The 21,629-nt window shown below is 67.7% G+C and carries 17 protein-coding genes; 6 read left to right on the plus strand and 11 right to left on the minus strand.

Annotated features, from left to right (window positions below):
• The first annotated feature begins 138 nt into the window (after window positions 1-138).
• A complete protein-coding gene (locus C1O66_RS24600; protein WP_102767645.1) occupies window positions 139-1,893 on the plus strand; it encodes a methyl-accepting chemotaxis protein in 1,755 nt (584 codons plus the stop codon).
• 682 nt (window positions 1,894-2,575) lie between these two features.
• On the opposite strand, the gene C1O66_RS09445 is transcribed toward C1O66_RS24600, so the two are convergent.
• Window positions 2,576-3,838: a class I SAM-dependent methyltransferase gene (locus tag C1O66_RS09445; RefSeq protein ID WP_102767646.1), complete on the minus strand. Its 1,263-nt coding sequence runs from the start codon at window positions 3,836-3,838 to the stop codon at window positions 2,576-2,578.
• Between the two features lie 58 nt (window positions 3,839-3,896).
• Between C1O66_RS09445 and C1O66_RS09450 the strand changes: the two genes are divergently transcribed.
• From C1O66_RS09450 to C1O66_RS09460, 3 genes are all read left to right on the plus strand, one after another.
• Entirely contained in the window at window positions 3,897-4,934 is a 1,038-nt protein-coding gene (locus C1O66_RS09450; protein WP_394341023.1) for a formylglycine-generating enzyme family protein, read from the plus strand.
• Between the two features lie 138 nt (window positions 4,935-5,072).
• The gene (locus C1O66_RS09455; protein WP_394341024.1) at window positions 5,073-5,738 is read left to right on the plus strand and encodes an alpha/beta hydrolase; all 666 of its coding nucleotides are present in this window, start codon (window positions 5,073-5,075) and stop codon (window positions 5,736-5,738) included.
• A gap of 159 nt (window positions 5,739-5,897) precedes the next feature.
• A complete protein-coding gene (locus tag C1O66_RS09460; RefSeq protein WP_133155154.1) occupies window positions 5,898-7,667 on the plus strand; it encodes a hypothetical protein in 1,770 nt (589 codons plus the stop codon).
• A gap of 30 nt (window positions 7,668-7,697) precedes the next feature.
• Here the strand turns inward: C1O66_RS09460 and C1O66_RS09465 are convergent, their stop codons facing one another.
• Window positions 7,698-8,147, minus strand: a complete 450-nt coding sequence (locus tag C1O66_RS09465) for a GNAT family N-acetyltransferase (RefSeq protein WP_165794547.1) — start codon at window positions 8,145-8,147, stop codon at window positions 7,698-7,700.
• A 176-nt stretch (window positions 8,148-8,323) separates the two neighbouring features.
• Here C1O66_RS09465 and C1O66_RS09470 point away from each other — a divergent pair, with 176 nt between their 5' ends.
• On the plus strand, window positions 8,324-8,770 hold the full coding sequence (locus C1O66_RS09470) for an urease accessory protein UreE (RefSeq protein WP_102767649.1): 447 nt from the start codon (window positions 8,324-8,326) through the stop codon (window positions 8,768-8,770).
• Between the two features lie 95 nt (window positions 8,771-8,865).
• Here C1O66_RS09470 and argJ read toward each other — a convergent pair whose 3' ends face one another.
• Window positions 8,866-10,104, minus strand: coding sequence for a bifunctional glutamate N-acetyltransferase/amino-acid acetyltransferase ArgJ (gene argJ / locus C1O66_RS09475; RefSeq protein WP_102767650.1), 1,239 nt, complete (start codon window positions 10,102-10,104; stop codon window positions 8,866-8,868).
• Window positions 10,105-10,276: 172 nt separating this feature from the next.
• On the opposite strand from argJ, the gene C1O66_RS09480 reads away from it, so the two are divergent.
• Window positions 10,277-11,017, plus strand: a complete 741-nt coding sequence (locus C1O66_RS09480) for a type 1 glutamine amidotransferase (protein ID WP_165794548.1) — start codon at window positions 10,277-10,279, stop codon at window positions 11,015-11,017.
• A 55-nt stretch (window positions 11,018-11,072) separates the two neighbouring features.
• Here C1O66_RS09480 and kdpE read toward each other — a convergent pair whose 3' ends face one another.
• The 8 genes from kdpE to kdpF form a co-directional block, all read right to left on the minus strand.
• Window positions 11,073-11,780, minus strand: a complete 708-nt coding sequence (kdpE, locus tag C1O66_RS09485; RefSeq protein ID WP_102767652.1) for a two-component system response regulator KdpE — start codon at window positions 11,778-11,780, stop codon at window positions 11,073-11,075.
• A 68-nt stretch (window positions 11,781-11,848) separates the two neighbouring features.
• Complete coding sequence (locus tag C1O66_RS09490; protein WP_102767653.1) at window positions 11,849-14,596, minus strand: DUF4118 domain-containing protein; 2,748 nt, start codon at window positions 14,594-14,596, stop codon at window positions 11,849-11,851.
• 33 nt (window positions 14,597-14,629) lie between these two features.
• On the minus strand, window positions 14,630-15,604 hold the full coding sequence (locus C1O66_RS09495) for a magnesium and cobalt transport protein CorA (protein ID WP_102767654.1): 975 nt from the start codon (window positions 15,602-15,604) through the stop codon (window positions 14,630-14,632).
• A 27-nt stretch (window positions 15,605-15,631) separates the two neighbouring features.
• Entirely contained in the window at window positions 15,632-16,468 is an 837-nt protein-coding gene (locus tag C1O66_RS09500; RefSeq protein ID WP_102767655.1) for a TorF family putative porin, read from the minus strand.
• Window positions 16,469-16,596: 128 nt separating this feature from the next.
• A complete protein-coding gene (kdpC, locus tag C1O66_RS09505) occupies window positions 16,597-17,193 on the minus strand; it encodes a potassium-transporting ATPase subunit KdpC (protein WP_102767656.1) in 597 nt (198 codons plus the stop codon).
• A gap of 13 nt (window positions 17,194-17,206) precedes the next feature.
• The gene (gene kdpB, locus C1O66_RS09510; RefSeq protein ID WP_102767657.1) at window positions 17,207-19,306 is read right to left on the minus strand and encodes a potassium-transporting ATPase subunit KdpB; all 2,100 of its coding nucleotides are present in this window, start codon (window positions 19,304-19,306) and stop codon (window positions 17,207-17,209) included.
• 10 nt (window positions 19,307-19,316) lie between these two features.
• Window positions 19,317-21,125: a potassium-transporting ATPase subunit KdpA gene (gene kdpA, locus C1O66_RS09515; RefSeq protein ID WP_102767658.1), complete on the minus strand. Its 1,809-nt coding sequence runs from the start codon at window positions 21,123-21,125 to the stop codon at window positions 19,317-19,319.
• Between the two features lies 1 nt (window position 21,126).
• Window positions 21,127-21,216, minus strand: coding sequence for a K(+)-transporting ATPase subunit F (gene kdpF / locus C1O66_RS09520; RefSeq protein WP_102767659.1), 90 nt, complete (start codon window positions 21,214-21,216; stop codon window positions 21,127-21,129).
• Window positions 21,217-21,629 lie beyond the last annotated feature (413 nt).

The raw sequence follows: 21,629 nt of genomic DNA on the forward strand, positions 1-21,629 counted from the left end.
TCCTGAGAACAAGCGCCCTACGCCCGGTCTGATTCGCCTTTCCTGCAAGGCGCTTCCCCCGATGATGCGTGCTGAGCCCGAACAGGCTCGCACCTTCATCGCAACTCTGCGGCCTCGAGCCGTCCGGGGGATGTCTCCATGCAGCTTCTGAAGAACCTGACCATTGCCGGCAAGCTGCGCGCTGCCTTCGGCCTGCTGGCCGGCTTGCTTGTCCTGCTGGCCTTGTTCGGCTACCGGCAAGTGCACCAGGTGCAAATGGACTCTTCCGAGATCAGCCACAACTGGTTGCCCTCGGTGCGCTATGCCTCGGCTTTGAACGGGGACTTGAGCGAGTTCCGCATCGGCGTGCTGCTGCGCGTGAACGCCAGCACCCCGGAACAGATCAGCGCCGCCGAGAGTGCCATGAGCCATGCGCAGGACGAGCTCAAGAAAGACGCATCCCAGTACGAGAAGCTGATCAGCAGTGCGGAAGAGCGCAAGCTCTACGAGCAGTTCACGGCGCAATGGAACAGCTACCAAGCCCTGGCGAAAGAAGCGCTGGCCACGGCCGCTGCCGGCAATGCCGATGAGGCGCGCAAGCAGCTGGGCGGCGGTGCTCGCCAGGCCTTTGAGGGCGCCCGCAGCAGCGCTGAAAAAATCGTGGCGCTCAATGTCAAGGGCGCCGACGATGCGGCTTTGGACGCCGACGAAGTTTACAAATCAGCGTTGACCGGTTTGGCCATCGTCTCGGTGCTGGCCCTGGTGGCGGCCGCCATGATGGCCACGGCCCTGATCCGTGGCATCACCGCCCCGCTGAGCCTGGCCGTGCAGGCCGCCGACCGCGTCGCCAGCGGTGACCTGAGTCAGGCCATCCACAGCGATTCGCAGGACGAAACCGGCCAGTTGCTCAGCGCCCTGTCCCGAATGCAAACCAGTCTGATGGGCACCGTCAGCGATGTGCGCGACGGCGCCGAATCGGTGGCCACCGCCAGCGCCCAGATCGCCCAAGGCAATGCCGATCTGTCCTCGCGCACCGAGGAACAGGCTTCGTCGCTGGAAGAAACCTCGGCCACCATGGAGGAGCTGAACGCCACCGTTCGCCAGAACGCCGACAACGCCGCCCAGGCCAACCAGCTGGCGCAAAGCGCCGCCCAGGTGGCCCGCGATGGCGGCCAGGTGGTGGGCGAGGTGGTGGAGACCATGCGCGGCATTGAAGGCAGCTCCAAGCGCATCTCGGACATCATCAGCGTCATCGACGGCATTGCTTTCCAGACCAATATCCTGGCCCTGAACGCTGCCGTGGAAGCCGCCCGTGCGGGTGAACAAGGCCGTGGTTTCGCGGTCGTCGCCAGCGAGGTGCGCAACTTGGCCCAGCGCAGCGCCGATGCTGCCAAGGAAATCAAGAGCCTGATCAATGACTCGGTCGAGCGCGTGCAGACCGGCACCCAGCTGGTGGACCGCGCCGGCCAGACCATCCAGGACATCGTCGGTTCGGTGCAGCGCCTGGCCGACATCGTCGGCGAGATCAGCAGCGCCAGCCGCGAGCAGAGTTCGGGCATCAGCCAGGTCGGCGAGGCCGTGACCCAGCTCGACCGCGCCACCCAGCAGAACGCCGCTCTGGTCGAGGAAAGCGCTGCGGCCAGCGAAAGCCTGCGCAACCAGGCCCAGGGTCTGCTGAACGCTGTGGCCAGCTTCAAGCTCTCAGCCCAGGGCGCGCACAAAGCCGCGCTCGCGCCCAGCCGCAAACCGATCAAGTCCACGCACCAGGCGGCCTCGCACGCGGCCAAGCCGGCTGCGGCCAAGAAGCCCGCAAGCACTCAGACCAGCAAGCCCGCCCCGGCAGCCGCCCCTCGCGCCCCGGCACCCGCGCCAGCGCCAGCCCCGGCCGATGACGGGGGCTGGGACACCTTCTAAGCCAGGCGTCGCCCCGGCGACGCTCTCCGTTTCACAGCGAGCAGGCCGCGTGCGCCCCGCTGGAGCCCGCTCCAGCGCCCGCGTTCGCCACAAGCCTGCGCTGCACGCGCAACACCCGGTCACCGCAGCCCCACGCCCGCTTGCTTCCCAAGCCGGCGTCCCGGGCGGTGGCATGCGCTCTTCACAAGCCCCGGCCGCAAGGTCGGGGCTTTTTTTGCTTCTGAGGCACACAAGCGCTGAACGGCCCAGGGCTCAAGCCGACACATGGCTGTCCTCCACTGTGCCGATCGCTCACGCTGCGGTGTCTCGTCCCGCCGCCGGGCTCATGGTTCGCGGGTCGGCTCTGCGAGCCGACTCCCCTCGGTGCTCACGCCGCGGCTCAGCGGCGCCAATCTCCCTCCGTTCGCTGCGCTCACTGCGGTCAGACAGTGGCGCCGAGTCAGCGCTTGAAGCGCGCGAGTACGCGCGCCTGAGCCGCTCCTCTGCGCCCTTGGCCGCGCACAAATCGCCCGTCGGCGGGCCGAGCCACCTCCGAAGTGGGCGTTCTCCACCGACGGGGGGCACATCGACCCCGGAACCATGAGCCCGGTGGCGGCACGGGCTGCAGGGCCTTACGAGCAAAACCCATCAGCCTCACAGAGGCGAGAACGCCCCATCAAGCGAGACGAAACCAGCGGTGGCTTCAATCCGCCAGCAAAGTCTCCAGGCACTGCTCGCGCAGGCCGTAGAACGCCTTGACCTCGGCGATCTGGCTCAAGAGCTCGGCGCGGCGGGCGGCGCTCAAGGGCTGGGGGCGTTTGACGGCCAGGATCATCTTGTTCTTGCTGGTGTGTTCCAGCGCGACGAACTCGAAGACCTGGGTTTCGTAGCCCTGGGATTCCAGCAGCAGGGCGCGCAGGGAATCGGTCACCATCTCGGCCTCCTGGCCCAGATGGATGCCGTGCTGCAGCAGCGGGCGCAGCTGGGCCGGCATCTGCATCTGCGGGCGAATCTGCTTGTGGCAGCAGGGCGAGCACATGATGACGCGGGCGCCGGTGCGCAGGCCGAAATGGATGGCGTAATCGGTGGCGATGTCGCAGGCATGCAGGGCAATCATGACGTCCAGACGCAGCGGGGTGTAGCTGCGCACATCGCCCTGATCGAAGCGCAGGCCCTCCATGCCGTGGCGGCGGGCTGCCTCATTGCACAGGCGCACCATGTCCTCGCGCAGCTCCACACCGGTCACCTGGGCCTGCTTGCCCTGGGCGCGCAGCCAGTCGTGCATGGCAAAGGTCAGATAGCCCTTGCCCGAGCCGAAATCGGCCACATGCACATCGGGGCTTTCGGCCAAGCCCGAGTTCTTCAGCGCCGCGGCAAAAATCTCGATGAACTTGTTGATCTGCTTCCATTTGCGCGACATGGCTGGCACCAGCTGCAGCTCGTCCTCGCCGCCGCGCCGCACGGCATGGGTCACGCCCAGATCGCGCCAGAAGGGGCGATCCAGTTCCAGATAACGTTGTTTTTCCTTGTCATGGCCCTGGGTTTGCACCTGGGCCTGAGGCGGGGCGGACTCGGCGCTGCGGCCCACGCGCAGGCTGGGGCGGCCCTTGCGGCTGAAGGCCAGCTGCACCTCGTGGCTCTGGGTCTGCAGGTGCGCGTTCTGAAACTCTGCCCCCAGCAGCGCGTCCACTTCGGCCAGGGCCTCCGGCACGGCCAGGTTCTTGGTGATGTCCTTGGTCTGGTAGCGCCAAAGCAGGCTCAGCGCCACCTCGCCACGCAGCTGCACCGGGCGCAGGGTCAGGCGCTCCAGCTGGGGCTGCGAGCCGCTGTACTTGCTCAGCAGCAGCTTGACGAAGCTGCCGTCCTGCAAGGCGGTGTGCAGCAGCTTGAGAAAGCGCTGGCGGGCGTCGGCCTGGGCTGCGGGGGCGGCAGGCGCCTGGGGGTCGGAGATCAGATGGGAAAACATGGCCGGCGTCCGTGCAAAAGCCGATTTTCCGTCATTGCGTGCGCCTACCATCCGAGCCATGACATCCTGCGCTCAAAAGTTCATGCGGGCCAGCCTGCTGGCACTTTCATTGCTGCACAGCGCCGCTGCGGCTGCCGGCCCGCGGCTCAGGCCCGGCAGCGCCGGCGAGCCCGCGCTTGATCGCAACAGCTTGGGCATGCAGTTCAGGCTTTTGCCCGCGGGCCAGTTCCGGATGGGCAGCGGGGAATCGCCCGCCCGTCTGGCGCGCGACTTCCCGGCGCTCGAACCCGAACGTTTCAGCAAGCTGCAGGACGAAGGGCCGGTGCACCGGGTGCAAATCAGCAAGCCCTTCTGGATGGGTGTGCACGAGGTGACGGTGGGTCAGTTCCGCCGCTTTGTTGAAGCCTCCGGCCATGTGCCGGAATCGATCGCCGACGGCACCGGCGCCTACGGCTACAACGCCCAGTACGACCCGGCCACCAGCCCGCGCCATGACGCCTTCGTAGGCCGCCTGCCTCGCTACTCCTGGCGCGACCCCGGCTTCCCGCAGGGCGACGATCACCCGGTCGTCAATGTCAGCTGGGCCGATGCCCAGGCCATGGCGGCCTGGCTCAGCCGGGTCGAGGGGCGGCGCTACCGCCTGCCCACGGAGGCCGAGTGGGAGTACGCCGCCCGCGCCGGCACGCGCAGCCGCTACCACTCGGGCGACAAGCCGGCCAGCCTGCTGCGGGTGGCCAATGTCTTCGATGCCGACACAGCCGCGCTCTGGCCGCAGTGGCGGGACCAGGCCTTGCCGGGCCGTGACGGCCATGTCTTCACCGCGCCCGTGGGGCAATTCGCTCCCAACGCCTGGGGCCTGCACGATATGCATGGCAATGCCTGGGAATGGGTGGCCGACTGGTACGGCGAAGACTACTACGCCCATTCGCCCCGCATCGACCCGCAAGGCCCGCCCGAGGGCGAGGTGCGGGTGCGCCGCGGCGGCAGCTGGCACAGCTGGCCGTTCTACACACGCAGCAGCTTTCGCAACTGGAACCGGCCTGACACCCGCTATGTGCTGCTGGGCTTTCGCCTGATGCGCGAGGCCGAGCGTTGAACCAAAGGCCCGGCCCGGCCCGGCCCAGCCGGGCCGTGGCCACAGTCACCCAGCCTGGAAGCCGGTCGGGCCACAATGGCGTTCGGGCCCCGACCCCATAGCTCGGCCTTGCATCCCCTTTTCTCTCCACCGACCGCCATGATGACCCTGCCCGCCCTGCAACACGACACCGGCCCCAATCCCCGCACCAGTTTGATCGTGCTGCACGGCCTGGGTGCCGACGGCCATGACTTCGTGCCCCTGTGCGAAGAGCTGGACCTGCGCGCCCTGGGCGCCGTGCGCTTCATCTTTCCCCATGCGCCGGAACAAGCCGTCACCATCAACGGTGGCTATGTGATGCGCGCCTGGTACGACATCCGCCAGGTCGATCTGCAGCGCCAGGAAGACGCCGACGGCGTGCGCGCCTCGGGCGCAGCCATCGCCGCCCTGATCGATGCCGAACGTGCCCGCGGCGTGCCGGCTCAGCGCATCGTGCTGATGGGCTTCTCGCAGGGCTGCGCCATGAGCTTGTTCACCGGCCTGCGCTACCCCGAGCGCCTGGGCGGCATCGTTGCGCTCTCGGGCTACAACCCGCTGGCCGAGCACTTCGAGGCCGAGCGCAGCGACGCCAACCGACTGACACCCATCTTCATGGCCCATGGCCGGCTGGACCCGGTGGTGGTGCCGGCCCGCGGCGAGGCGGCGCGCGAGCAGCTGCGAGCCCTGGGCCACACGGTCGAATGGCATGACTACCGCATGGAACACTCGGTCTGCCCCGAAGAGCTGCGCGATCTGCAAGCCTGGCTGCTGAAAACCCTGGGCTGAGGCCGGCGCCGGTTTGAACTGGAAATCCCGGCTTTCAAAGACCAACACCCCGGCGCGCCTGGGGCACAGTTGCAAGGCACACTCCACAGGCTCGCCCGGGCCCTGAAACCCAGGTCGAGCCCAACGCAAGAACGAAGACACAAGGGCGACCGACACGCCATGGATCGATTGGTCGAGCACCTGGTGGCCTGGCACAACAGCCACCCGCTCGCGAAACGCATCAATATCTACGACGTCCACACCATCGGCGTCGTGGCCCTGCCCTTCATGCGCAATGGCGGCGCAGCTGCGCCCAGCTCGGACGTTGCCGCTCGCAAAAGCAGCCGCAGCGGCCGCCCGCAGGAACCGATCGAACCGGTGCTGACCGACGAGGTCTCGCCCGACAGCCTGGCGGCCTGGGGCGAGGAATCGACCATCGCCGCCAACAGCAACGCCGCCGAACTCGACGCCCTGGCCGACCAGGAACTCTGGCACCGCAGCAGCTGGGGCGAGCGCTTCAAGCGCGGCCTGCGCAACTGGCGCAGCCGCAGCCCCAAGCCCGGCAAGCCGCGGCCCGCCGCCGGCTCGGACACCTGGCCGGCCTTCAGCGAACGTTTCATCGCCGGCCTGACGCCGGCCCGCATCGCCAGCTTCGCCCAGCGCTTTGGCTACTCGGAACAGCCGGGCGACGGCAGCTGGCCGCAGCGCGTGGTGCCCATCGACGAGCTGATGATGGGCGGCGGCAGCGCCGGTGGCGACGCGCAAGGCAATGGCGGCGCCTGGCCGTTCGAGCTCTACCTGTTCACCGCGGCCATCGACGCCGGCCGCTCGCGCACCCGCGTGTTGGTCGGCCAGGGCCACCCGCGCCCGCAAATCATCGGCCGCCGCTGCCTGAGCCCCTGGCGTCTGGGCGCCGTGACCCTGCTGCCCCTGGGCGTGCTGCTGATGAGCGCCGCCCTGCTGCTCCTGCCCAGCCGCAAGGCCGTCAAGGAGGCCGAGGAAGCGGCCGCTGCAGCCGCCAGCGCGGCCGTCGCCGTGGCAGCCTCTGCTCCCGCGAGTGCGGTGGCCCAAGCAGCCGAGCCTGAGGCCAGCGAAGCCGCCGGGCCGGCCGCCCCCGAAGCCAGCGCCGCGTCGGCAGCGGCCGAGTTCGCGGAGAACACGGCACCGTCGAGCACCAGCAGTGCTGCCAGCGCGGCAGTCGCTGCCCCCCCTTTGAAGCCGGCCCTGCCCACCCCGCTGGATCTGCGTGAAGCCGCGGCAGCCACGGCCGCCGCGATTGCTGCCGCCCAGCAAGCGGCCCTGGACAAGGCCGCCGGCAAGGACAGCGCCAACAGCAGCCCCGAGCTGGCCGCCAGCGAGCCCCAACCCGACATCCGGCCGCAGTTGGTCAAGCCCATCCCGCGCAAGAACGCCCGGCCCATGCTGGCCGACGCCCCGGCCCCCAGCAGCGAGGCCGCCAAGGCCGAGGACAAGAATGCCCCGGCCAAGCCCGCCGACCCGGTGGCCGACTTGATGAACGGCCCCAAGCCCTCGCCCATCACCGCCGGCCGCATCAGCAGCCGTGACGGCGAGCGCCCCAGCCTGCACAGCGCCGTCGACAACGCGGCGGACAAATCCACGGCCAAGGATTCGCGTGGCAAGCCGTCGGAAGAGCGAGGCGTGAGCGCCGGCAAGCCGAGCGGCAACGCGGCGGCCACAGCCGGCAAGGCGACCGTGGTGGCCCTGGTCGGCCCCGTCAGCGCCAACAAGGCCGACGCCGAGGCCATGCTGGAACGCATGAAGGTGGCCCTGGCCGCCAACCCGGGCGGCGGCGCAAGCCAGGCGCAAGTCTTCCAGACCCCCGAGGGCTGGCGCCCCGCCATCTGGCCCTTTGCCAGCCGCGAACAAGCCCAGCTGATCAACGCCACCCTGATTGCCCGCGGCTTGCGGACCAAGGCGGTGGATTTCTGAGGCCTTGGCCGCAACGCTGGTCGCAGGGCCTCAGGCGAGTTGCCGACGCATCCGATGGGCGACGCCGAAGCGCTGGGGCTCTTCGCCCAGCGACTCGAAACCTTCGCGCCGATAAAAGGCCAGGGCATGGGTGTTGGCCAGCACTTCCATGGATAGCGCGCCCGAATCGTGGGCTCGCTCGCAAGCATGGGCCAGAAGCGCACGGCCCAGGCCATGGCGCCACAGATCAGGTTCGACAAACAAGCCGTCGAGCATCACCGTTTGGGTGTCCACCGGGCCGGGCTCCAGGCTGACGAAGCCGAGAATGCGGCCGCCGGTCTCGGCCGCCTCGGCCAGCCACATGCAAGCGCAGTCAATGGCAAGGCTGTCCATCTGCAGCAAGTCTGGCTCACTCAGCAGGAACTCACGATCCCTCTCATTGGCCAGCGATGCGCGCCGGTACAGCGCCGCCAAACCCGGGTGATCGGCCGGGCCGGCCAAACGAATGGTGAATCCAGGCCTCCGCCCCTCCTGCCCCTCCTGCCCCGTTTCTTGCCCACGGGCTCCTCCGTTTTCTTGCATCGCCTTCGCCCTCTTTTCAAACACCGATTCAGACTTCGCTACATTGTCGGCTTCGACCCTGCTGCTTTTTCATTTCCATCCTCTGCTGCCCCATCATGAACACCCAATCGTCCTCCGCTGCCCTGCTCATCACCAAACGCCTCCCCGGCGGCCAGGGCCTGGCCCCGGCCCTGCTCAAGCGGGCAGCGGTCGTCAAGTTGGACGAAGCGCAGAGCCGCCAGCATGCGCTGGAGGTCACCGACGAACAGGGCCAGGCGCTGAAGATTCAGCTGCCGGAGGGCACCCATTTGCACGCCGGTGATGTGCTGGTGGCCGAGGATGGCTCGCTGCGCGTGGTCGATGCGCCGGCCCATGCGGATTGCGGCTCTCATGACCACGGCCACGACCATGGGCATGCGCATGACCACCACGATCACGGCCACAGCCACGACCACAGCCACGCCGGCTGCTCGCACCCCTCGCATGCCAAGGGCAAGCCGGTCGGCATCCCGGTGCAGGCGGCGCCTGTGCCTCATGTCCATGGCCCGGGCTGCAAGCACTGAGGGCGCCGTCAGGACGCCATGCGCCAAAGAAAAAGCCCGGCATGCCGGGCTTTTTGCTGGGTGCTGCGCGGAGCCATGAGCCGCGCTGCGCTCGCTCAGGAGCGGTAGTCGGCGTTGATGGTCACGTAGTCGTGGCTGAGGTCGCAGGTCCAGACCGTGGTGTGGGCGGCGCCGCGGTGCAGGCTGACGCGCACGGTGATCTCGCTCTGCTTCATGACACGCTGGCCGTCTTCCTCGCGGTAATCGGGGTGGCGGCCGCCGGCGCGCACCACATGGACATCGTCCAGATGCAGATCGATCAAGGTCTGGTCCAGGTCGGCGATGCCGGCATAGCCGACCGCCGCCAGGATGCGGCCCAGGTTCGGGTCGCTGGCGAAGAAGGCGGTCTTGACCAGGGGCGAGTGGGCGATGGCATAGGCCGCCAGCTTGCACTCGGCCTCGTCGCGGCCGCCCTCGACCACCACCGAGATGAACTTGGTGGCGCCCTCGCCGTCGCGCACGATGGCCTGGGCCAATTGCTGCGACACGGCGATCACCGCCTCGCGCAAGGCCTGACCCTCGGCGCTGTGCAGCGATTCGATGCGCTCATGCTGGGCCTTGTGGGTGGCGATCAGCACGAAGGAGTCGTTGGTCGAGGTGTCGCCATCGATGGTGATGCGGTTGAAGGAGGCATCGGCCGCCTCGGTCACCAGGGTCTGCAGCAGGCCCGGGTTGATGTGCGCGTCGGTGGCGACATAGCCGAGCATGGTGGCCATATTGGGGCGGATCATGCCTGCGCCCTTGCTGATGCCGGTGATGGTGACGGTCTGGCCCTGGATCTGGATCTGGCGCGAGGCGGCCTTGGGCAAGGTGTCGGTGGTCATGATGCCGAGTGCCGCTTCGCCCCAGGCGTCGTCGCGCAGGGCGGCGATGGCCTTGGGCAGGCCGGCGATGATGCGGTCCACCGGCAGCACTTCCATGATCACGCCGGTGGAAAACGGCAGGATCTGGCTGGGCTGCAGACCCATCAGCTCGGCCAGGGCCGTGCAGCTCTGGCGCGCGCGGGCCAGGCCATCTTCGCCGGTGCCGGCATTGGCATTGCCTGTGTTGACGAGGATGGCTCGGATGCCGGCGCCCTCGGTCTGACCGGCCAGATGCTCGCGGCAGACCTGCACCGGCGCAGCGCAGAAGCGGTTCTTGGTGAAGACGCCGGCCACGCTGGCGCCCTCATCGAGGGCGATGACGCTGAGGTCGCGCCGGTCGGCCTTGCGGATGCCCGCCATGGTCACGCCCAGGCGAACGCCGGGAACGGGGTGCAGGCTGGCGGGATCGGGGGCGGTGAGGTTGACGGGCATGGCGGGCACAAGCAATGAGGGGGAAAGGTGCGCGAATTGTAGGGCGCGGCCTGGCGCGCGGGCTTGACGGCTTCTTGACACCGCCACCCACCAACTGAGCAGGATCTTGATGGCGGCCCTTCTAAATTGAAGCCCTCGCAACGAGTGGCCGGACGCCATGCCGGCCCGCTTCATGAACCCGATCGCCATCCTCCAGCACGAGTGCAACCAAGGCCCCGGCTACCTGCTGAGCCATCTGCGCAGCCAGGGCCTGGACTGCGAAGTCTTCCACGCGCCGCGGGGTCAGGCCTTGCCTCGCTGGATCAGCGACTACAGCGGCCTGGTCGTGCTGGGCAGCAACCACAGCGTCAACGACGACCTGCCCTGGATCGAGGCCGAGCTGGGCCTGCTGCGCCAGGCCGTGGCCCTGGACGTGCCGGTGCTCGGCCATTGCTTCGGCGCCCAGCTGCTGGCCCGGGCGCTGGGCGCGCGGGTGCACCGCCATGCCTGGCCCCACATCGGCTGGAGCCGGCTCTGGGCCACGCCGGCCGGGCGCGAGCGCCTGGGCGGCCAGGCCCAGGTCACCATGTTCAACTGGCACCACGACAGCTTCGAGATCCCCAGCGGCGCCCAGCGCATCCTGTTCGGCAGCCATTGCCTGAACAAAGGCTTTGCCCATGGCCGACACCTGGGCCTGCAATCGCATCTGGAAGTGACCGAGGACAGCGTGCGTGCCTGGTGCGCCGAATCGCGCGAAGAGATCCGCCAGGCCCTGGCGCAAGGCCATGGCCGCACGGTGCAGAGCGAAGAGGAGCTGCTGCGCGAGCTGCCCGCCCGCACCGCCGAGCTGCACCGCCTGGCCCGCAGCGTCTACGGCCACTGGCTGCGCGGTCTGCGCCAGCCCCTGGCCAACCATCTGCACGGGGGCTGGTGAAGCCCCAGGGCCGGATGGCCCCGCTCGCCCCAGCTGCCCCGGCTGCCGCCGAGCTTCAAGCCACGAGGCGGTAGCCCACGGCCGTCTCGGTCAGCAGGTACTGCGGCGCCGCCGGCACCGCCTCCAGCTTCTGGCGCAGATTGCCCATGTAGACGCGCAGATAGTGGTTGTCCTCGACATGGCTGGGGCCCCAGACGGCCTTGAGCATCTGGCGGTGTGTCAGCACCTTGCCGGCGTGCGCAATCAGATGCGTCAGCAAGCGGTACTCCAGCGGCGTCAGATGGACCGGCTGGCCGGCGCGCAGCACCCGGCGCTGGGCCAGATCGACCTCCACCTCGCCGAAACGGAAGACCGTCTGCGCCGGCTCATCCATGCTGCTGCGCGCCGCCGCCTGGCTGCGCCGCTGGGCCACGCGCACGCGGGCCATCAGCTCGCCGACGCCAAAGGGCTTGCTCAGGTAATCGTCCGCACCGGCATCGAGGGCGGCGATCTTGTCGGCCTCGGCCGTGCGCGCCGAGAGCACGATCACCGGCACGCCCGACCAGGCACGCAGATCGCGCAGGTAGTTGAGGCCATCGTCATCGGGCAGGCCCAGGTCCAGGATCACCAGCTCGGGCCGGCGCGTGCCGGCATCGACCAGGCCCTGGCGCACGGTGCTGGCCTCGTGCACCTGCCAGCCCTCGGCCTCCAGGGCCAGGCGCACGAAGCGGCGGATGCTCGCGTCGTCTTCAACAATCAGGGCAATGGGATGCGGTTCGCTCATGGATTCAGGCGCTGAGAGCAGCGGTGACAACAAGAACAGTGGCAGCAGCGGCAGCGCGGCACTTACATTCAAAGGACCGGGTCGGCCCCGGGTTCGGGCTCATCTCCCGCCGGCAGCGCCGGCGGTTCACCGAGCGGCAGGCGGATGACGAAGCAGGCGCCGCCGCCGGGCAGATTTTCGCCGTGGATCTGGCCGCCGTGGGCTTGCACGATGGCGCGGCAGATGGCCAGGCCCAGGCCCACGCCCGGCGTGCTGCTTTCGCGCTCGCCGCGACTGAACTTGGCAAACAGCTGCTCCTCGCGCCCCGGCGGCAGGCCCGGGCCGTTGTCGGCCACGCGCAGCAGCAGGGCCTGCTCCGAGGCCGGCGCCAGCTCGGCCGAGATGCGCAGGCGGCTGTCGGGTGGCGTGTACTTGAGCGCGTTCTCGATCAAATTGCACAGCACCCGCTCCATCAGCGCCGCGTCCAGGTTCAGCAAGGGCAGGCCCGCCGGAATGTCCAGCTGCAAGGCATGGCCGGCCAGAGCGGGCTGCAAGGCCTGCAAGGCCGTACCCACCGCCTCTTCCACCGGCTGCCACTGCGGATTCAGGCGCACCGCCCCGCTTTGCAGCCGGGCCATGTCGAGCAAGTTGTTGACCATGGCGCTGATGCGCTGGGCCTGCTGCTGCAGGGCGGCGCTGAGCTCGCGCGCCTGGGGCGGCAGCGCGGGCGTGCGGTCCAGGGTCTGGGCCAGGCCGTAGAGCCCGGCCAGCGGCGTGCGCAAATCATGGGACAGGGCCGAGAGCAAAGAGTTGCGCAGGCGCTCGCCCTCGATGTGCACCAAGGCCTGCTGCGCCACTTCGACGTAATGCACCCGCTCCAGCGCCTGGCCGATGATGCGGCCATAGGTCTCCAGCTGGGCGCGCAGCTCGGGCAGCATCAGGCTGCGGCTGCTCTTGGGCTTGAGGGCCAGCACGCCACGGGTGCGCATGGGCGCTTGCAGCGGCAGGTAGAACCAGGCGCTGCCGGCCAGGGTGTCGGTGGACAGGCCCGCGGCCTGGCCGTGATCGAGCGCCCAGCGCGCCGTGCCAGCGTCGGGTTGATCGGCCAGGGCCAGGTTGGCCTGGCGTGGCGAGGGCTGCAAGTCGTCGTTGAGGTCCAGCACATAGAGCAAGGCCTCGCCGTGCACCTCTTCGGCCAAGGCGCCTTCGGCCACCTGCAGCACCGCCTCGGTCTGCAAGGCGCCGGCCAGATCGCTGGTCAGCTCGAACAGCGCACGCGAGCGTGCCTCACGCTCGGCCGAGACCCGCGCCTGGTAGCGCAGGCCGGCCGTCAGCTGGCCGATCACCAGGCCCACCACCAACATGACGGCGAAGGTCAGCAGGTACTGGACATCGGAAACGGCGAAGCTCAGCTTGGGCTGCACGAAGAAGAAATCGAACAGTCCCACGCTCAGAAAACTGGCCAGCACCGCCGGCCCGCGGCCCAGGCGCAAGGCCACACCCGCCACTGTCAGCAAGAACAGCATGACGATATTGGATTGATCAAAAGCCAGTTGCAAAGGCCAGCTGATCAGGGCCGTGGCCGCGCAAGCCAGCGCCGCCAGGCCGTAGCGGCCGGCCAGCTGCTGCCACTGCAGCTCGCGCTCCTCGGCCTCCTGGCTGGTCGCGGCCGCGCGACGCGCCGGCGACAGCGCCGCGGCGGCCACGGTGATCAGGTCCAGCTCCGGCGCCCCTTCCGCCAACTGCTGCTGCAAAGGCACAGCACCCAGCCAGCGCCGCCAGGCCGATCGCGACTCACTCCGTCCCAACACCAACTTGGACAGGTTGTGCTCGCGGGCATAGGCCAGCAGGGCTGGGGCCAGGTCTTGCGCCGGCAGCACAGCGGTTTGCGCGCCCAGTTCATGGGCCAGGCGCACGGTGCGCAGGATGCGGTCGCGCTGCGCATCGGGCAGGCGCTGCAAGGCCGGGGTCTCCACATAGACCGCATGCCAGGACACATTGAGCTGCTGGGCCAGCTGCGCAGCGCTGCGCAAGACGCTCTCGGCCGCAGGACTGGGGCCGATGGCGCAGAGGATGGCGGCCTCGGTTTTCCAGACCTGGGCAACACGCTCGTTGCTGCGCCAGGCCTGCACATCGTCTTCCACCCGGTCGGCGGTGCGGCGCAGGGCCAGCTCGCGCAAGGCCATCAGATTGCCCTTGCGGAAGAAGTTCTGGGCGGCCCGCTGGGCCTGCGGGCCCATATAGACTTTTCCTGCCGCCAGCCGCGCGAGCAGTTCGTCGGCCGGGGTGTCCACCATCACCACTTCGTCGGCGCGATCGAAGAAGGTGTCGGGCAGGGTCTCCTGAACGCGCACCCCGGTGATGCCGCCCACCACATCGTTGAGGCTCTCCAGGTGCTGGACATTGAGCGTGGAGTAGACATCAATACCGCGCGCCAGCAGCTCCTCCACATCCTGCCAGCGCTTGGGGTGGCGGGAACCGGGCGCATTGCTGTGCGCCAGCTCGTCCACCAGCACCAGGGACGGCCGGCGCGCCAGCACGCCGTCCAGATCGAACTCGGGCAGCTTCTTGCCGCGGTACTCCAGCTCGCGCAGGGGCAGCTGAGGCAGGCCGTCGAGCAAGGCCTGGGTCTCGCTGCGGCCGTGGGTGACCACCACGCCGGCCAGCACATCGCGCCCCTCGGCCATCAGCTTGCGAGCCACCTGCAGCATGGCAAAGGTCTTGCCCACACCGGCCGATGAGCCGAAGTAAATGCGCAGCCGACCCCGCTGCTCCGCGCTCTCCTGCTCGCGGATCTGGGCCAGCAGGGCGTCGGGGTTGGGGCGTTCGTCGCTCATGCCTTGTCCATTGAAATTCAAATCCAGGCCCGTTCAGAGCCAGCCGGCGCGACGGAAACGCCACCACAAAAATCCACAGACACTGACGATCAAACCGAGCGCAGCCGGGTAAGCCCAGCTCAGCTTGAGCTCAGGCATGTGCTCGAAGTTCATGCCCCAGATGCCGGCAAAAGCGGTGGCCGCAGCAAAGATGCCAGCCCAGGCCGCCAGGCGCTTGGTGACATTGCTGTCCTCGATGGCCACCATGGACAGATTGGCCTGGATGGCCGTGCCCAAGGTGTCGCGCAGGGAATCGATGGCGCCCTCGATGCGGGCCAGATGGTCGGCCACATCGCGGAAATAGTCGCCGGTGCGGGCGCAGATGGGCGGGATGCGGCCGCCGTGAAGCTTGGACAGCATCTCCAACATGGGTGCCACCGCGCGGTGCAACAGCATCAGGCGGCGCTTGAGTTCGTAGAGGCGCTTGATGTTGTCGAGCTGGGCGCCGCGCACAAAGATGCTTTGCTCGATCTCGTCCAGCTCCAGCTCCAGGCGGTCGACGATGGGGAAGTAACGGTCCACCACCGCGTCCATCAAGGCATAGAGCACGAAGCTGGGGCCGTGAACCAGCAGCTCGGGCTCGCGCTCGCAGCGCTCACGCACGCCGAGGAAATGCAGCTTGCTGCCGCGCCGCACCGAGAGCACATAGTTGGCGCCGACAAACACCGCCACCTCACCCAGGCTCAGGTCGCCACCCACCCAGTCGACCAGGTGCATGGAGGCAAACAGATCGCTGCCGTACTCCTCGACCTTGGGCCGCTGTTGGCCGCGGCTGGCATCCTCGACCGCCAGCTCATGCAAGTGGAAGAGTCGCCGGTAGGGCTCCAGCTCGGCGGCATCGGCATCGCGCAGCGCCACCCAGACGAAGGTGTTGGGCTGCTGCAGATAGCCCTGCAATTCCTCGGGCCGGTCGGGCGAGAGGTCAGCCAGCTTGGTTCCGTCTTGGTAGACCGCGCAATTGATCAGCATGCCGGCATTCTCTCCCGCGCTGCAGTCTTAAAAGGTCTTGGCGACGCTGAGCACCAGACCGGTGTTGCCCAGGCGCTTGGCATTCTGGCCGGCGGCGTTGCCGGCTTGGTAGAAGTCGCGTTTGGCATTGGTGCCGACCAGGGCGCCGGTCCAGTTCAGGCCGGCGATCTCCTTGCTCAGCGAGAGCTTGAAGTCGCTGTAAGACAGATCAGCGTAGTGCCGTACATGCACATGCCCCAGATGGGTGCCCAGGCTCAGGCCGGAGCCGAGATCGAGGTTGTAGTTCAGGTCCAGATACGCGCTGCCCTTGCTGCCACCGGCGGCCGGCAGGCTGCTGAAGTAGGCGTAGCCAGCGGTGTCGCTGTTGAGGCCGAAGTAATCGGTGGCGGCAATCGACAGCTTGGCGCTGAAGGCGCCGGCCGTCAGGCCCGCGTACAGGTCCACATTGTTGTAGGTCTTGTCCGTAGCCACGCCAGGCGCGCTGTTCAGCTTGGCGCCGGGGTAGAGGTAGGCGAGCGCACCCAGGTCCAGGGTCAGGTCTTGCGCGAGCGGGAACTTGAAGCCGGCGTAGAGATCCAGCTCCAGGCCGGCGCCGTTGTTGTAGCTGTTGCCCGAGACATTGGAGGCCCAGGTGCCGGCGTAAAAGCCGCTGCGGTGGGCGTAGTCCAAGCCGCCTTGAAAGGCGGGCAACTTCCAGCTCTGGCTGATGCCGCGGAAGCGGTAGTCGCTGTTGAGGCTCAGATTGCCCGTGAGGCTGTGCTCGGGTGTGGCGGCAGGCGACGGCGCGGTGGCCTGGGCCAGGCAGTTGAAGGACAGACCAGTCAGGGCCAGGGTCAGGGTCAGAAAAGAAATGCTTGTTTTCATCAGAAGTTCAGAACATTCAAGAAATCAAAAGGCGACAAAGGGTGATGAAGCCCCTCCCCCGTTCAAACACTGTGTTGGCTTTCGCCTGGGGCTTCATCGGGACCACGGGGTCCGGAAAAGTTGGCAGCTCAGCGCGGCGTGCCGCTCAGCGCATCGAGCGCCAGGTTGAGCTTGAGCACATGAACACGCGGCTCCCCCAGCACCTGCAGATCGCGCGCCGCGGTGTGGGCCTCGATCAGGCGCAGCACCTCTTTCATCGGCAGCTGGCGCTCACGCGCCACGCGAGGGGCTTGGTAGCGGGCGGCGGCCATGCTGATGTGGGGGTCCAGGCCGCTGGCCGAGGCGGTGACCAGATCGGCCGGCACCGGCTGCGTGTTGCCCGGGTCAGCGGCGCGCAGTGCCGCCACGCGGGCGGCCACGGCCTCGCTCAGCGCCGGGTTCAAGGGCCCCTGGTTGGAACCCGAGGAGCCGCTGGCATTGTTGGCCATGGGTGCAGTGGCCGAGGGCCGGCCCCAGAAGTAACGTGGCTCGCTGAAGCTCTGGCCGATCAGCTCGGAGCCGATGGCCTCGCCCGCCTTGTTGCGGATCAGGGAACCGGCCACCTCGGCCGGGAACAGGGTCTTGCCCAGGGTCGTGACCACCAGCGGGTAGACCAGGCCGGTGACCGCGCTGAGCAACAGCAGGCTGGCCAGGGCGGGACGGACTTGCTTGAACAGATTCGTCATGATGGGGAGCTCCTCAAACCAGACGCAGGCCGACCAGGATCAGGTCGATGATCTTGATGCCGATGAAGGGCACGATCAGGCCGCCCAGGCCGTAGATCGCGAGATTGCGGCGCAGCAGCGCGGCTGCACCGATGGCGCGGTAGGGCACGCCGCGCAGGGCCAGGGGGATCAGCGCGATGATGATCAGCGCGTTGAAGATCACCGCCGACAAGATGGCCGAGCTCGGGCTGTGCAAGCCCATCACATTGAGCGCGCTCAGCTGCGGGTAGACGCCCACAAACATGGCCGGGATGATGGCGAAGTACTTGGCCACATCGTTGGCGATGGAGAAGGTCGTCAGCGAGCCACGCGTCATCAGGAGCTGCTTGCCGGTCTCGACGATCTCCAGCAGCTTGGTGGGGTTGGAATCCAGGTCCACCATATTGCCGGCCTCTTTGGCCGCCTGCGTGCCGGTGTTCATGGCCACGGCCACATCGGCCTGGGCCAGGGCTGGCGCATCGTTGGTGCCGTCGCCGGTCATGGCCACCAGGCGGCCCTCGCCCTGGTAATCGCGGATCAGCTGCAGTTTCGCTTCGGGCGTGGCTTCGGCCAGGAAGTCATCGACACCGGCCTCGGCCGCGATGGCAGCCGCTGTCAGCTTGTTGTCGCCGGTGATCATCACCGTCTTGATGCCCATGCGGCGCAGCTCGGCGAAGCGCTCCTTGATGCCACCCTTGACGATGTCCTTGAGCTCGACAGCGCCCAGGGCGCGCGAACCTTCCGCCACGACGAGAGGCGTGCTGCCGCGGCGGGCGATGTCATCGATGGCCGCGCTCAGCTCCTTGGGGAAGCTGCCACCCAGGCTCTCGACATAACGGCGAATCGCATCGCCCGCGCCCTTGCGGATCTGCCGGCCGCCGGCCAGGTCGACACCGCTCATGCGGGTCTGGGCCGTGAAGGGCACGAACTGGGCGTCCAGCGTGCCCATCTCGCGCTCACGCAGATTGAAGCGGGTCTTGGCCAGCACGACGATGCTGCGGCCTTCCGGCGTTTCATCGGCCAGCGAGGACAGCTGGGCGGCGTCGGCCAGCTGCTGCTCGCTGACACCGGGCGCCGGCACAAAGGCGCTGGCCTGGCGGTTGCCGAGGGTGATGGTGCCGGTCTTGTCCAGCATCAGCACGTCCACATCACCGGCCGCCTCAACCGCGCGGCCCGAGGTGGCGATCACATTGGCCTGCATCATGCGGCTCATGCCGGCCACGCCGATGGCGGAGAGCAGGCCGCCGATGGTGGTGGGGATCAGGCAGATCAGCAAGGCCACCAGGGCGGTGATGGATACCACCGTGCCCGCGCCTGCCGCAGAGACGCTGAAGATCGAGAAGGGCAGCAGGGTCACGGTCACCACCAGAAAGACCAGGGTCAGGGCCACCAGCAGAATCGTCAGCGCGATCTCATTGGGCGTCTTCTGGCGGCGCGCGCCTTCGACCATGGAGATCATGCGGTCCAGGAAGGACTCACCCGGGTTGACCGAGATGCGCACCACCAGCCAGTCGGACAGCACGCGAGTGCCGCCGGTGACGGAGGAGAAGTCGCCGCCCGACTCACGGATCACTGGTGCCGACTCGCCCGTGATGGCGCTCTCGTCCACCGAGGCCACGCCTTCGATCACATCGCCGTCCAGCGGGATCAAGTCGCCGGCTTCGACCAGCACCACATGGTCCTTGCGCAGTTCATCCGATTGCACCGGATGCCAGCTGGAGCCGTGAACAGGCTGAGCAAGTTTCTTCGCCCAGGTCTTGCTCTTCAAGCCGCGCAGCGAGGCCGCTTGCGCCTTGGAGCGACCCTCGGCCATGGCCTCGGCGAAGTTGGCGAACAGCACGGTGAACCAGAGCCACAGCGAGATGGCCAGCATGAAGCCGCGGCCCTCGCTGCCAACCAGCTCAGGAAGGCGCCAGCTGAGCAGCCACAGCAGGCTGGTCAGCAGGCTGCCGGCGAAGACCACGAACATCACCGGGTTGCGCCACTGCACCCGCGGGTCCAGCTTGGCGAAGGATTGCAGCAACGCTGGCTTGACCAGCGAGGGGTCGAGCAGCGAGAAGGTGCTGACTTGTGTTTGGCTTTGTTGAGTTGTCATGGCAATACCCTCACAGCTTCCAGAGCAGCAGGTGCTCGACGATGGGGCCGAGGGCCAGGGACGGAACGTAGTTGAGCAAGCCCACCAGCAGCACGGTGCCGATCAGCAGGCCGACGAACAGCGGGCCATGGGTGAGCAAGGTGCCGCTGCTGACCGGGATGCGCTTCTTCGCAGCCAGGCTGCCGGCCAGAGCCAGCACGGGCACGATGACGCCGAAACGGCCCAGCCACATCACGACACCGAGCAAGGTGTTGTAGAAGGGCGTGTTGGCAGACAGGCCGGCGAAGGCACTGCCGTTGTTGTTGCCGGCCGAGGTCAGGGCGTAGAGGATTTCGCTGAAGCCATGGGCGCCCGGATTGGCCACGCCGGCCCGGCCAGCCTCGCTGAGCACGGCCAGGGCTGTGCCCATCAGCACCACCATCGGTGTGACGAGGATGGCGATGGACACCATCTTCATCTCATAGGCCTCGATCTTCTTGCCCAGGTACTCGGGCGTGCGGCCGATCATCAGGCCGGCGATGAAGACGGCCAGGATGGCAAACACCAGCATGCCGTACAGGCCCGTGCCCACGCCGCCGAACACCACCTCGCCGAGCTGCATCATCACCAGGGGCACGAGGCCGCCGATCGGCGTCATCGAGTCGTGCATGCTGTTGACGGCGCCGCAGGAGGCGGCCGTGGTCACCACCGCAAACAAGCTGCTGGCGTTGATGCCGAAGCGGGTCTCCTTGCCCTCCATATTGCCGCCGGCCTGCACGGCGCTGGCGGCCTGGTCCACACCCAGGGGGCTCAGGGCCGGATTGCCGGCCTGCTCGGCGCTGGTGGCGGCGAGCACGCCGGCGATGAAGAGCGCACTCATCGCCGCCAGGATCGCCACACCCTGACGTGAATCACCGACCATGCGGCCGAAGCAGAAGCACAGCGCCGCCGGGATCAGAAAGATGGCCAGCATCTGCAGCAGATTCGACAGTGGCGTCGGGTTCTCGAAGGGATGGGCCGAGTTGGCATTGAAGAAACCGCCACCATTGGTGCCCAGCATCTTGATGGCCAGCTGCGAGGCCACCGGGCCCATGGCCAGAGTCTGGCTCTGGCTGCTGACGGTCTGGCTCAGCGGCTTGCCCTCGGCATCCAGCTGGGGTTGACCGTCGGCACCCAAATTCGGCACGGCATAACTCTGCACCGCCAGGGTCTTGACCTCCTTGTAGGCGTCAAAGTTCTGGATCACGCCCTGCCCCACCATGGCCACAGCCAGCAGCAGGGACAGCGGCAGCAGCACCCAAAGCGTGATGCGGGTCAGGTCGGCCCAGAAGTTGCCCACCGTGCCGGCCAGCGCGCCCGCGGCCTTGCTGGAGAAACCCCGGATCAGCGCAAACACCACGGCGATGCCGGAGGCGGCCGACACAAAGTTCAGCACCGTCAGCGCCAGCATCTGGGTCAGATAGCTCATGCTGCTCTCACCGCCATAGCCCTGCCAGTTGGTGTTGGTGACAAAGCTGATGGCGGTGTTGAAGGCCGAGTCCGGCGCAATCGCCGCCATGCCCTGCGGATTCAGCGGCAGCAGGTCTTGCCAGCGCTGCAGGCCGTAAACGGCCAGCACGCCGAAGAAGCTGAACAGCAGCAGCCCCAGCGCATACTGCTTCCAGTGCATGCCTTCGTCGGCATTGACTCCGGCGAGGCGGTAGATCGGCGCCTCGACCCGGCGCATCCAGCGCGGCAGGTCACCGGCCGCCACCGCGCTCAAGCCACGCGACAGCGGCCAGGCGGCCAGCAAGAGCAGGCCCATGAACAGGGCCAAATTCATCCATGCCCAGGCGTCCATCTCAGAACTCCTCGGCACGCAGCAGGGCGTACAGCAAATAGGCAAACAAGCCCGCGGCCACCAGGCCGCTGACCCAGTACAAGGCACTCATGGCTTGCCCCCTGCCGCAGCCAGCTTGTGGCTGGCCAGGGCCAGGCCCACAGCCAGGCCAAACAAGGCCAGGCTCAGGACCAGAAAGATCCCATCCATCAGCATCATCTTCTTCATCCTCACGGTCGTTTGACGGACCTTGTTGCGATGAAGTCAGCTTAAAAACAGACGCATCAGGCCCGTGTAGAAGCTGGGGGGATGGGCATCAAGAAGGTGTAAAGATCGCCGCATGGCGGGGCGGCTTGCGGCACAGAGCTGCCGTTGAAGGTTGGGCTGGTGCCAAGGGGTGTCGGGCAAGTGCTTCCGCTCATGTCCCCCGGCCCGCGCTTCGCGCGGACCTCCTCCTTTACTTCGCTTCAACACTCACCCGACACCCCTTGGCAGATCCACCATTGGTGTTTTCTTCGAGGGGGC

It is taken from the genome of Paucibacter aquatile, from assembly GCF_002885975.1.
Taxonomy (GTDB): Bacteria; Pseudomonadota; Gammaproteobacteria; order Burkholderiales; family Burkholderiaceae_C; genus Paucibacter_A; species Paucibacter_A aquatilis.

Coding starts and splice junctions, on each gene's coding strand:
- C1O66_RS24600 (WP_102767645.1), top strand. CDS start 139: ATGCAGCTTCTGAAGAACCTGACCATTGCCGGCAAGCTGCGCGCTGCC.
- C1O66_RS09445 (WP_102767646.1), bottom strand. CDS start 3,838: ATGTTTTCCCATCTGATCTCCGACCCCCAGGCGCCTGCCGCCCCCGCA.
- C1O66_RS09450 (WP_394341023.1), top strand. CDS start 3,897: ATGACATCCTGCGCTCAAAAGTTCATGCGGGCCAGCCTGCTGGCACTT.
- C1O66_RS09455 (WP_394341024.1), top strand. CDS start 5,073: ATGATGACCCTGCCCGCCCTGCAACACGACACCGGCCCCAATCCCCGC.
- C1O66_RS09460 (WP_133155154.1), top strand. CDS start 5,898: ATGGATCGATTGGTCGAGCACCTGGTGGCCTGGCACAACAGCCACCCG.
- C1O66_RS09470 (WP_102767649.1), top strand. CDS start 8,324: ATGAACACCCAATCGTCCTCCGCTGCCCTGCTCATCACCAAACGCCTC.
- argJ (WP_102767650.1), bottom strand. CDS start 10,104: ATGCCCGTCAACCTCACCGCCCCCGATCCCGCCAGCCTGCACCCCGTT.
- C1O66_RS09480 (WP_165794548.1), top strand. CDS start 10,277: ATGAACCCGATCGCCATCCTCCAGCACGAGTGCAACCAAGGCCCCGGC.
- kdpE (WP_102767652.1), bottom strand. CDS start 11,780: ATGAGCGAACCGCATCCCATTGCCCTGATTGTTGAAGACGACGCGAGC.
- C1O66_RS09490 (WP_102767653.1), bottom strand. CDS start 14,596: ATGAGCGACGAACGCCCCAACCCCGACGCCCTGCTGGCCCAGATCCGC.
- C1O66_RS09495 (WP_102767654.1), bottom strand. CDS start 15,604: ATGCTGATCAATTGCGCGGTCTACCAAGACGGAACCAAGCTGGCTGAC.
- C1O66_RS09500 (WP_102767655.1), bottom strand. CDS start 16,468: ATGAAAACAAGCATTTCTTTTCTGACCCTGACCCTGGCCCTGACTGGT.
- kdpC (WP_102767656.1), bottom strand. CDS start 17,193: ATGACGAATCTGTTCAAGCAAGTCCGTCCCGCCCTGGCCAGCCTGCTG.
- kdpB (WP_102767657.1), bottom strand. CDS start 19,306: ATGACAACTCAACAAAGCCAAACACAAGTCAGCACCTTCTCGCTGCTC.
- kdpA (WP_102767658.1), bottom strand. CDS start 21,125: ATGGACGCCTGGGCATGGATGAATTTGGCCCTGTTCATGGGCCTGCTC.
- kdpF (WP_102767659.1), bottom strand. CDS start 21,216: ATGAGTGCCTTGTACTGGGTCAGCGGCCTGGTGGCCGCGGGCTTGTTT.